10 protein-coding genes are annotated in these 10,895 nt (G+C 65.1%); 6 read left to right on the forward strand and 4 right to left on the reverse strand.

All coding sequences use genetic code 11. The features are described 5' to 3' along the window. Positions 1-7 precede the first annotated feature (7 nt). Complete coding sequence (gene cysS / locus BFL43_RS10300; RefSeq protein WP_084892465.1) at positions 8-1,420, forward strand: cysteine--tRNA ligase; 1,413 nt, start codon at positions 8-10, stop codon at positions 1,418-1,420. 42 nt (positions 1,421-1,462) lie between these two features. Continuing rightward, positions 1,463-2,425 carry a 23S rRNA (guanosine(2251)-2'-O)-methyltransferase RlmB gene (gene rlmB, locus BFL43_RS10305; RefSeq protein ID WP_084892453.1) on the forward strand — a complete coding sequence of 321 codons (963 nt, stop codon included), beginning with the start codon at positions 1,463-1,465 and terminating at the stop codon, positions 2,423-2,425. A gap of 87 nt (positions 2,426-2,512) precedes the next feature. Here the strand turns inward: rlmB and BFL43_RS10310 are convergent, their stop codons facing one another. Beyond that, positions 2,513-3,256 (reverse strand): hypothetical protein, encoded by a 744-nt coding sequence (locus tag BFL43_RS10310; RefSeq protein WP_143695238.1) that lies wholly within the window; start codon positions 3,254-3,256, stop codon positions 2,513-2,515. A gap of 219 nt (positions 3,257-3,475) precedes the next feature. Further along, entirely contained in the window at positions 3,476-4,246 is a 771-nt protein-coding gene (locus BFL43_RS10315; protein ID WP_084892455.1) for an alpha/beta hydrolase, read from the reverse strand. 92 nt (positions 4,247-4,338) lie between these two features. Between BFL43_RS10315 and BFL43_RS10320 the strand changes: the two genes are divergently transcribed. From BFL43_RS10320 to BFL43_RS10330, 3 genes are read left to right on the forward strand one after another with little or no spacing between them, the layout of a single operon-like run. Next, a complete protein-coding gene (locus BFL43_RS10320) occupies positions 4,339-5,901 on the forward strand; it encodes a carboxylesterase/lipase family protein (RefSeq protein WP_240498185.1) in 1,563 nt (520 codons plus the stop codon). Beyond that, on the forward strand, positions 5,901-6,359 hold the full coding sequence (locus BFL43_RS10325; protein WP_084837247.1) for a MaoC family dehydratase: 459 nt from the start codon (positions 5,901-5,903) through the stop codon (positions 6,357-6,359). Before BFL43_RS10320 ends, BFL43_RS10325 begins: the two co-directional genes overlap by 1 nt. A gap of 8 nt (positions 6,360-6,367) precedes the next feature. Beyond that, positions 6,368-6,844 carry a DUF2599 domain-containing protein gene (locus tag BFL43_RS10330; RefSeq protein WP_240498186.1) on the forward strand — a complete coding sequence of 159 codons (477 nt, stop codon included), beginning with the start codon at positions 6,368-6,370 and terminating at the stop codon, positions 6,842-6,844. Between the two features lie 23 nt (positions 6,845-6,867). Here BFL43_RS10330 and BFL43_RS10335 read toward each other — a convergent pair whose 3' ends face one another. Next, a complete protein-coding gene (locus BFL43_RS10335) occupies positions 6,868-8,268 on the reverse strand; it encodes an FAD-binding oxidoreductase (RefSeq protein ID WP_084892456.1) in 1,401 nt (466 codons plus the stop codon). Positions 8,269-8,383: 115 nt separating this feature from the next. Continuing rightward, entirely contained in the window at positions 8,384-9,556 is a 1,173-nt protein-coding gene (locus tag BFL43_RS10340; RefSeq protein ID WP_143695239.1) for a hypothetical protein, read from the reverse strand. Between the two features lie 93 nt (positions 9,557-9,649). On the opposite strand from BFL43_RS10340, the gene BFL43_RS10345 reads away from it, so the two are divergent. Further along, positions 9,650-10,891: an IS701 family transposase gene (locus tag BFL43_RS10345; RefSeq protein WP_084889687.1), complete on the forward strand. Its 1,242-nt coding sequence runs from the start codon at positions 9,650-9,652 to the stop codon at positions 10,889-10,891. Positions 10,892-10,895 lie beyond the last annotated feature (4 nt).

The raw sequence follows: 10,895 nt of genomic DNA on the forward strand, positions 1-10,895 counted from the left end.
GCGGATCGTGACCCTGCGCCTTTACGACTCCGCCACCCGAGACGTGCGTGAATTCACGCCGTTGCGTCCCGGCCATGTTTCGGTGTACCTGTGTGGCGCCACTGTCCAGGGGGTGCCCCACATCGGGCACGTCCGCAGCGGGATCGCGTTTGACGTCTTGCGGCGCTGGTTGGCGTACAAGGGCTTCGACGTGGCGTTCGTGCGCAATGTGACCGACATCGACGACAAGATCCTCCGCAAGGCCGCCGAAAACGAGCGTCCGTGGTGGGAGTGGGCGGCGACCCACGAACGCGAGTTCAACTGGGCCTACCACCAATTGGGCGTCTTGCCGCCGTCGGCCGAACCCCGGGCCACCGGCTTCATCACCCAGATGGTTGAGTACATGGAGCGGCTCATCGAACGCGGGCACGCCTACGCCTCCGACGGCAACGTCTATTTCGACGTATTGAGCCTGCCCGAGTACGGGTCCTTGTCCGGACACCGACTCGATGATGTCCACCAAGGAGAGAGTGTCGGCACCGGCAAGCGCGACGCCCGCGACTTCACCTTGTGGAAGAGCGCGAAACCCGACGAGCCGTCATGGCCGACCCCGTGGGGTCGCGGCCGGCCGGGCTGGCATCTCGAATGCTCGGCCATGGCGACGTCGCTGCTCGGTCCGGAGTTCGATATCCACTGTGGCGGAATGGATCTCGTGTTCCCGCACCACGAGAACGAGCTGGCGCAGAGCCATGGGGCCGGAGATCCGTTCGCGCGGTATTGGTTGCACAACGGCTGGGTCACCATGGGTGGCGAGAAGATGTCGAAGTCCTTGGGCAATGTCGTCGCCATTCCCGCCATGCTGCAACGCTTTCGGGCCGTCGAGCTGCGGTACTACCTCGGCAGTGCCCACTACCGGTCGATGCTCGAGTACTCCGAACATGCCGTCGAAGATGCCGCCCGGGCCTACCGCGGCTTGGAATCCTTTGTGCAGCGTACTGTTTCGCGAGTCGGTGCGGTTCCGGTCGGTGAGGTGCCTGCGGAGTTCGCGGCTGCGCTCGACGATGACCTCGGGGTGCCGGCTGCCCTGGCGCAGATCCACGGCACGGTCAAGACTGGCAACATCGCGCTCGAGAACGGCGATCACGCGACCGCGCTCGAATCTGCGTCGTCGGTGCGGGCGATGCTCGACATCCTCGGGGTCGACCCGCTCACGGAGCACTGGGCTGACGGTGACAGCGACACCGACATGACCGATGCGCTCGACGTGCTGGTGCGGGCCGAGCTCGATCGGCGCACCACCGCGCGTGCGGAGAAGAACTGGGCGGTCGCCGACGAAGTACGAGATCGGTTGGCCCGGGCGGGCATCGATGTCATCGACACCCCGGATGGCCCGCAGTGGTCGTTGGCCGAGAAGAAAGACAATCCAGAGGCAAGCCGATGATCGGCGGGCCACAAGGCACATTCAGCGGAAGGTGGTTGGCTGATGGCCGGCAATTCACGACGTAAGGGCGCGGTCCGTAAGGACGGCACCAAAAAAGGTCAGTCGGTGGGCTCGGGCGGTCAACGCCGCCGCGGCCTCGAAGCCAGGGGGGCAACCCCGAAAGCCGTTGACCGGACCTATCATCAGGCCCACAAGAAGGCCAAGGCCGCCGCCAGGAGCAATGCGACCTCCGGAGGCCGGACGCCGCGCGGCAAGACCCTGACCGAGCAGCCCGAGTACGTACTCGGCCGCAACCCGGTGGTCGAATGCCTGCGCGCCCAGGTACCCGCGACGGCGCTGTATGTCGTCCTCGGCGGCGATGCCGACGAGCGCGTCTCCGAGGCGGTGCAGCTCGCCGGGAACATGGGTATCTCGATTCTCGAGGTGCAGAAGCCCGAACTCGACCGGATGAGCACCAACGGCATGCACCAGGGGATCGCGCTGCAGGTGCCGCCGTACCGCTACGCCCACCCGACCGACCTGATGCAGTACGCGATCGATTCGGGGCAGCCCCCCTTGCTGGTGGCGCTCGACAACATCACCGATCCCCGCAACCTAGGCGCGGTGATCCGTTCGGTGGCTGCGTTCGGTGGACACGGAGTGGTGATCCCCGCTCGCCGCAGTGCGTCGGTGACAGCCGTCGCATGGCGGACCAGCGCAGGCGCCGCGGCCCGGCTGCAGGTGGCTCAGGCCACGAATCTGACCCGCACCCTGAAGGAGTGGGCAGAAACGGGTGTTCAGCTCGTCGGCCTGGACGCTGACGGTGATGTGACGCTCGACGACTACGACGGCTCCGGCCCGACGGTCATCGTCGTCGGCTCGGAGGGCAAGGGGCTCTCGCGCCTGGTGCGTGAGTCCTGCGACTCGATCCTGTCGATCCCGATGGCCGGCGACGTCGAGAGCCTCAACGCCTCAGTCGCAGCCGGAGTCGTCCTCGCGGAGTTCGCGAGACAGCGCCGCTCCTAGCCCACTCCTGAACCCCAAAAATGGGTCCTTCTGGCGAACAAACCGCAGGTCGGCTCGGCCAGAAGGACCCATTTCGGGTGGTGTGGATCAGGCTTTCGCCTTCTTCTTGTCGGGCACCAAAGCGTTCATCGCGACTTTGATGACGACACCGACGACGATGATGACGATGCCCAGAACCGTGCTCGTCGAATCGGTGATCAAGCCGGCTACACCGGTGATGATCACGAAGATCGGCACCCAGTCCCACAGCCGTGCCAGCGATTGCGGGACTGCATCCTCTCCGGCCTTCGCCATCTCTTTGGCAACGGCGTACTCGGGGTAGAACTCGGTGAACGAGATCGCGAAGATGGTGCCTGCCAAGCCGATGATCCAGCCTGTCCAGAAGTTGTTGTTGTCGTTCAGGACGGCGTCACCGTAGAACCCAGCCGCCGCGCCCACCCCGAATCCGAGGACCCAGGACCAGGTGATCATGTAGTTGATGTGGATGAACAATGGATTGTCCCACATCTCTTCGGGCTCAGACTCTTTCGCGTACTGCATGGTGAACGGTTGGCGAATGAGGATCGAGCCGAGGGCGAAGGACACCAGCGCGATGTTGGTCATCTCGCCGCCCCACATCTCGAGCCAGTCGACCACGCCGGCCGACGCGAACTGGGCGAGCAGCACCATCGAGGAGAAGTAGACGAGGTCGAAGACCTCGAGGAACTTGATTTTGCTACCGCGCCGATGGCTGCCGATGACGATGAGCAGAGAGAGGCCGAACGCGACTGCTGCGGCTTCCTCGAATCGCCCCGGGCCATTGATGAAACCCATCACGATCCATGGGGTCATACCAGCGAAAGGTGAATTCAGGAAGGCCGACAGACCTCGGCTGAACTTCGACTGGGGGACGACCGGCGAGACTGTGGTCTTATTCGGATCGATATTCTCTGTCACGGCTACGTGGCCTTATCTCGCGTTGATGCTGAGTTATTGGGGATGACGCTGGATCCAAAGTGATGATGCTCAGTGATCGTAACGGCAGACCGGTTTTGTTACTGCGCAAAAGCACTAAGCCGGATCGCCATTCAGGAAATTGATGATGACCGGATTGACAACGCCGGGGGTTTCGATCGGTATCAGGTGTGTACCAGGCAAGACCGCAAGTCGGGCGTTGGGCAAAACCCCGACGATTTCCGCGCTGTGCTCGAGGGTCACCTCGTCGTGATCGCCCTGCATCACCAGAGTCGGTGCGGTGATGACACTGAGATCTGAGAGCGCGATTTCGGGTTCATTCGCGATCATCGTGGTGGTCTTCTCGAATACGACAGGGAAATGGTCGTCACCTTCGGGTGCGGCCGCGGCGTAATCAGGGCGGAGGAATTGCACGATCTCGGAGTTGATGTCGTCGATGCTGTCAAGGAGTCCACCGGCGGCGCGGCCGGATGAGTTCAGGTACTGCCCGAGCACGACCATGCGATTCACCAGATCGGGTCGTTTGAGAGCAACCAGGAATGCGATGACGGCGCCGTCGCTCCAGCCGACGAGGTGAGCTGGACCGCCCACGACCTCATCGAGATAGACGATGGTCTCGTCGGCCATGGCCTCGTAGTGGAACGCGTCCATGACGTCCGCGCTGTGCCCGTGGCCGTGGCGTTCGGGTACGTACACCTTGAAGCCGGCGTCGACGATCGGTCGGTACTGGCCACCCCAGTCGGCTGCCGCGGAGAACGCGCCGTGCAGGAGAACCACCGGGGCGCCGTCGCCGTCGACCTGGTGCCAGATCTCCGTGTCCGGAACTGGATGGTTGATTTTCACGTATCCGGTGTACTCGGTGCTCATGTCGTCGATCCTTGCAGAAAACCGGACAGTCGACCTCCCAAATCAACCCATAGCGGGCGAGCGTCCGCTATCAGACCGATAGGGTCGAAAACATGGTGAGTGCAAGCACGAAGGTGACCCTGTCCGACGGTGTCGTCGAAGGAGTCCGAGACGGAGATTTCATTCGCTGGCGAGGCATCCCCTACGCTGCGCCTCCCGTCGGTGACCTGCGGTTCCGGTCTCCGGAACCGGCGATCCCGTGGAGTGGGGTGCTGGCTGCCGACAGCTTCGGCAACGCGGCTCCGCAGAACCCGAAGTACGCCGTCGTCGAGCGGGGCAAGCATCAGCCGGTCAGTGAGGACTCGCTGATCATCAACGTGGTGGCGCCCGGCCGGACGTCGGAGAAGCCGCGCGCGGTGATGGTCTTCATCCACGGCGGTGCGTACATCCTGGGCTCCACCGCGACTCCGCTCTACTACGGTCACGACCTGGTCAAGCGCGGCGACGTGATCTTCGTGTCGATGAACTACCGGCTCGGACCGCTGGGCTACGGCGACTTCAGCCAGTTCTCCACCGCGGACCGGGTCTTCGAGTCGAATCTGGGTCTGCGCGATCAGGTCAAGGCCCTCGAATGGGTACGCGACAACATCGCCGACTTCGGGGGCGATCCCGGCAACGTGACGATCTTCGGTGAGAGCGCGGGCGGCAACGCGGTCACCACGCTGATGGCGACCCCGGCGGCGGGTGGGCTCTTCCATCGCGCCATCGCCGAGAGTTCGGCCCCGATGCTCACTCTGCACAAACATTACGCAGATCGTTGGGCCCGCAAGCTCACCGAGTTGTTGTGCGCCGACATGGGTGTCGACGATGTGGTCACGGCGCTGACCACGGCCTCGCTCGCAGAGATGGGCCGTGCCGGGCACCGACTCGCGCGCTGGGTCACCAAGGACACACCCGGGCTGCTGCCGTACGGGCCGGTCGTCGACGGTGACTACCTTCCGGTGGCCCCGGTGGAGGCGTTTGCCGAGGGGACGGCGCATCAGGTCCCGATGATCATCGGGACCAACCGAAACGAGGGCACACTCTTCAAGCGGCTCCCGGATGGGATGCTGTCGACGGAGGAATCGATCTCGGCGATGTTCGCGAACACCGAACCCGATGCGCAGGAACGGATCACCGGTTCCTATGGGGAGAAGCTGACCTCGCGGAACATGGTGCAGTTCGGCGGCGACTACATCTTCTGGGTCGGTACGATTGCGGTCACCCAGGGCCACTCCGAGCATGCGCCGACGTACGCCTATCGCTACGATTTCGCGCCCCGTCTGATGAAGTGGCTGGGGCTCGGGGCCACCCACGCGTCCGAGTTGCTGGCGGTCTTCGGGGTCTACCGGGGGCGGGCCGGCCGATTGCTGACCGCGGTCGGCGACCGTCGTGACGCCTTGCGGGTCACGTCGGAGATGCAGGATCAGTGGCTCTCCTTCGCCAAAACTGGTGAACCGCTGGAAAGTTGGCCCAGGTACACTCCGAAGGTCCGGGCTACCCGGATCTTCGATCGGCATTCCTATGTGGAGGTCGACCCGTGGCGGGCACGTCGCGAGGCGTGGTCCGGGTTCGGCGATTATGCCGCCAAGATCCCCGGTGCGGCGAAGGCAACCGAGGAGATGGAGAACGTCTGATGCGGGTCTTCACGTCGGCTGAAGAAATCCTGGCCGCTGTCGGGACCGAGATCGGCAAGAGCGAGTGGCTGACCATCTCGCAAGAGCGGGTCAACCAGTTCGCCGAGGCGACCGGCGATCACCAGTGGATCCACCTCGACGTCGACCGGGCCAAGAAAGAGAGTCCGTACGGCGGGACCATCGCGCACGGCTTTCTGACCTTGTCCCTCGTTCCGTACCTCAGCGCCCAGATCTACAAGTTCGAGGGCGTCAAGATGGGCATCAACTACGGCAGCAACAAGGTCCGCTTCCCGTCGCCGGTGCTGGTGGGTTCGGCCATCCAGCTGACCAGCACCCTGTCCGAGGCGACCGACCTCGGAGACGGTGCATTGCAGAACACGTTCACCCAGACCATCGCGGTCGAGGGTGGCAGCAAGCCCGCGCTGGTCCTGGAGATGGTCACCCGGGTCATCTTTTGAGACGTGGCGTGTTCGCCGTGGGCCTGGTTCTCGCGGTGCTGACAATCGGCGGTTGCGGCGACGAGACCGCGTCCGCCGATCGTTCGACCATGAACACGACCACCACCTCCACGACCACCACGGCCACGACCACCGCGTTCACGCCGACGCCGGCGGAGCCGGTCTACGTCGCACCGTTCATCGATCGCGTCGAATGGGCGGCCACCGAGCAGGGCCCGAGCCTGCAGGTCTTCCCGACCGACGCGGGCCGGTACGTCCTGGGCGAAACCGAACTCGACCCCGCCTGGGCTGAAGTGGTGGCACTCGAACCCACCGCCGACAGTCCCGGGATGCGCGAACAGTTCGCCTGTCACTGGCGGTTCGCGAGGATCGTCGCCCCGGACAAGACGAGTTGGAACCTGGAACCGTGGCGTCCGGTGGTCACCGACCAGGAGATGATCGCGTCCCGCTGCAATCCCGGCGGCGCGGAAGAACAAATTCCCTGAACCCGGCGGGCGGGGGAGCGCGATCAGGCAGGAGTGATGGCCCGAACGACCTGGCCGACGCGCAGGACTCCCGCCGGATCGTGCTGGTCGGCGAGCGCACTGAGCCAGGCGAGGGTGTCCTCGTCGTAACAACGGGCGAGCCGCGCCGGATCGCTACCGGGTGAGAAGTTGGGCAGCTGACCCACCGACCACGGCGCGACGGAGTCCATGATGGCAGCGGCGTGGGGCGCGACATGCTCGGCGATCGGCGGCGCCAAGACACCGATCGTCGTCAGGTTGTAGGCGGCTCCGCGGTGACAGAAGGCGCCGCGCTGCTCCGCCGGCCGTGACATCGCCCCACCGAGCAGCCGCACCTCGACGACGACCTGAGGGGACTGCGAGTTCGGGCCTGCCAGGGCGACCAGGGCTTCGACGGCCTCGTCGCTGAGCTCTCCGAGCAGGGTGCTGTTCTCGTGTACGGGCATCGGGTCCACCGGGTCTGCGTGGATCGCTCCGATCGCTGCGTAGGGCATCGGGCCGACGATGTCGATCAACGGCTCGGCGATCGCACGGATGGGCGCGATCAGCGCTTCCGCCTCCGCATGGTCGGCCAGGGAGGCGTATCGGACGGCGAACGTGAGCTTGCCCGCCAACGGCGGCGGAACGGCCGGCAGCGGCGGCAGCTGCAGGAAAGCGATGGATGTGGTGGCGTGCTCGGGCAGGTCGACGCTCCACTCGCGCCATGCCCGCAACACGGCCGGCGCATCGGTTCCGTCGAAATAGATGGCCCCGCCGTAGATCTCGGAGATCGGTAGCAGGTCGATTTCGACCGACGTCACGATGCCGAGAGTGCTCTTGCCGCCGCGCAGTCCCCAGAAGAGTTCGGCGTGGTTCTCAGGGGATACCAGCAGGATCTCGCCCTGTCCGGTGACGAGCTCGAAGGAGCGGACGTGGTCGGACGAGAGCCCGACGGTGCGGACGAGGGGTCCGATGCCACCTCCGGTGAGGAAGCCGATCACCCCGACCCCGGGAGCCGAGCCGGCGAGCGCCGCCAGGCCGTGCGGGGCGGCCGCGTCGATGACCTGTTGCCAGCGCACGCCCGCACCGACTCGTGCGGTCCTGGCCTCGACATCGATGTCGAGGCCGCCGAGGCCTGCGGTGTGTACCAGGATGGTGCTGTTGTCGATCGGCAGCGCCCCGTGCCCGGTGGACTGCACCCCGACGGTCAGGCCATGGCGTCCGGCGATCCGGAGCGTCGCAGCGACGTCGGCCCCGGACTCGGCGAACACGATCGCGCAGGGATCGACCGGAACCGCGACGTTGAAGGGGATCGCTCGTTCGGATCCGGGTTCGCCCGGGCGGGTGACCAATCCGGCCACTGCTGCCTGCAGTTCCGCGGTGGGGTCTGCGTTGGTGCTGTTGGGGGTCGGGGGCGAGATGGTCATCTTCGGTGGGCCTTTCGTCAATGGTCTGCGAGCTGATGAAAGCCAGCATGCGCCGAGGCCCTTGGCAGGTTCTTGGTCCGCTCATCCAAGAATGTTTCAAGAAAGCGGGCGCTTTTCAGGCCGACGAAGCGATTCGCCGCACCTCTGTGACCAGGCCATTCATGCCCAGTGCGAAGGCGGCGCGCGCGATGTCGTCGAGTTCGCGCGTTCTCGCAGCCGACGGTGACTGCAGCGAGCATTCGAGTAGCCGACACCGCAGCGCCGAGGGGACCCCGCCGGTGTCCACCGCCAGGGTGCGAGCCTGATCGTTGAACCGGCGGGCTCGGTCGTCGTCGCCGGCACAGGCGTGCAGGCGCGCGAGCGCGAACGCCACCGGTCCGACGACCCCCACCTGACCGATGATCGCGATCCGATCGGCGAAGAGCTCCAGTTCGGTCAGGAATGCGTCGGCGTGCTCGACGAGCCCGTGGTCGGCGACGAGATGGGCCAGCAAGACAGCGTGTCCGAGTGTGGTCCAGACGTGGGCGGTACGCGCGGCGAGCCACTGCCGGATCATGGCGTCGGCGAGGTCGCGATCGACCGGGGTGCCGGTCGTGGTCGCCGCGCCGGCGGCCACCACACCTGCCAGCCCGGTGTCGCCGCCGGCGGCAATCAGCCCCCGAATCCATTGCACCAGTTCGGCTTCGTCCGCGACCGAACCGACGGTCACCAGACCCTGATCGCGGGACAGGGCCATGGTCGCGACCATGCCGCTGCCCGCCACATACAGCTCGGTCTGTTCGTGGACGCGCGCGGCGATCTCGTGGTGGCGACGGGTTTCCGTGAAATCGCCGCGCCAGAACGCGATCACCGCCTCCATCCACCGGAGTTGTGCTCGCAGCACCGGCAGGCCCAGGTCTTCGCTGCCCTCAATACCGTGCCGCAGATGTCGGGTGGCGGCGTCGACTTCGCCGAGATTCATCGTCGCCATGGTGGCGATCGAGTGGGCGATCACCGTGTCCACCCGGGACTGCCGATGACCGAGGGCAAAGAGTTGCTCGATCAGTTCCGGCACCTGGTGGCTGTGGGTCGCGACACCGGAGTAGGTGATCAACCGGGCCATCAGCACCTCTGCGGCGACGTCGGGATCTCCGAGTTCGGCGGCCAGGTCCATCGCCCGGGTGATGTATCCGGCTGCGACGTCGGGGTCTGGGTTGTAACAGTGACCGACGCTGAGGGCGCCTAGTACTACAGCCGTAGATAGGTAGTTTCGGCGTGTTTGCGCTGGTAGGCGCGGTTGCCGCGGCATGATCTCGAGTTTGTGAAGACATCCAGATCAGCTGCGGCAACCGCAGCACTGAGGGTAGACCATGAGCGGTGGCATGCGGGCCTGGATGGGTTGTTGGAGTCGTTCTCGTCGCGGTTCGCGCGGGTCGAAGCACGACGCAACGCCGGTGCGCTGGTGCTGGGTTTGCTGGCCGATATAGGTTCCAAGAACTGCTGGACTATCGCCGAACTATCGGGCCATGGCACCCCTGACCGACTGCAGCACTTGCTGTCCCGCGCTAAATGGGACGCTGATCTGGTCCGCGATGACGTTCGCAGCTATGTCATCGACCACCTGGCCGACCCTGATGCGGTGCTTGTCGTTGATGAGACCGGCGACTTGAAGAAGGGCACCAACACCGTTGGGGTACAACGCCAGTACACCGGAACCGCCGGACGCACGGAGAACTGTCAGGTCGCGGTCTACCTGACCTACGCCGCCGCTCGCGGACACACCCTGATCGACCGAGCGCTGTACCTGCCGCAGCACACCTGGGCCACCGACCCGCAGCGAAGGACCAAGGCCGGGGTCCCTGACACGGTCGAGTTCGCTACCAAACCAGCCCTGGCAACCACGCTGGTCGAGGCGGCCCTCGACGCCGACGTTCCGGCCTCGTGGGTCGCTGGCGATGAAGTGTACGGCGCAGACCCGAACCTACGAAAAGCGTTGCACAACAGACAGATCGGCTACGTCCTGGCCGTCGGATGCAATCGGCAGGTCCCCACAGCCGCCGGGAAGATCCGGGTCGATGCCCTTGCTGAGAATCTACCGCCGCGGTCCTGGCACAAGATGTCTGCCGGCGCCGGTAGCAAAGGACACCGCTGGTACTCCTGGGCCTTGATCGCGACCACCGAGCGTCCCGATGTTGGCCTCTGTCACGTGTTGGTGCGGCGCAACGATAGCTCCGGCGAGCTCGCCTTCTATCGCTGCTACAGCCCGGCACCGGTGCCGCTGAACCAGTACGTCCGAGTCGCCGGGCGGCGGTGGACGGTCGAGGAATCGTTCCAGAGCGGCAAAGGCCTGACCGGTCTGGATCAGCATCAAGTGCGGACGTGGACGTCCTGGCACCGCTGGATTACCTTGGTCATGGCTGCGCACGCCTTCCTGGCCGTGCATACCGCCACTGAACGCCTGGCCCAACCCTCAGAACCTGGACTGATCCGGTTGTCGGTCAACGAGTTCCGCAAACTCTTCACGATCCTCGTCCTCACACCACTGCATGCCATCGCTGACCCCCTCCGCTGGTCACTCTGGCGACGAAAACACCAATACCGAGCCCGACAACACCACTATCAACGCAGGTCACAACAACAATGAACCC

This window comes from Williamsia sp. 1135, assembly GCF_002095395.1.
In the GTDB taxonomy this organism is placed as follows: Bacteria; Actinomycetota; Actinomycetes; order Mycobacteriales; family Mycobacteriaceae; genus Williamsia.

Bases quoted from the DNA above. Each gene is read 5' to 3' on its own strand.
- BFL43_RS10325 (WP_084837247.1), top strand. From the start codon at position 5,901: ATGCGGGTCTTCACGTCGGCTGAAGAAATCCTGGCCGCTGTCGGGACC.
- BFL43_RS10320 (WP_240498185.1), top strand. From the start codon at position 4,339: ATGGTGAGTGCAAGCACGAAGGTGACCCTGTCCGACGGTGTCGTCGAA.
- BFL43_RS10340 (WP_143695239.1), bottom strand. From the start codon at position 9,556: ATGCCGCGGCAACCGCGCCTACCAGCGCAAACACGCCGAAACTACCTA.
- BFL43_RS10315 (WP_084892455.1), bottom strand. From the start codon at position 4,246: ATGAGCACCGAGTACACCGGATACGTGAAAATCAACCATCCAGTTCCG.
- BFL43_RS10310 (WP_143695238.1), bottom strand. From the start codon at position 3,256: ATGACCCCATGGATCGTGATGGGTTTCATCAATGGCCCGGGGCGATTC.
- rlmB (WP_084892453.1), top strand. From the start codon at position 1,463: ATGGCCGGCAATTCACGACGTAAGGGCGCGGTCCGTAAGGACGGCACC.
- BFL43_RS10335 (WP_084892456.1), bottom strand. From the start codon at position 8,268: ATGACCATCTCGCCCCCGACCCCCAACAGCACCAACGCAGACCCCACC.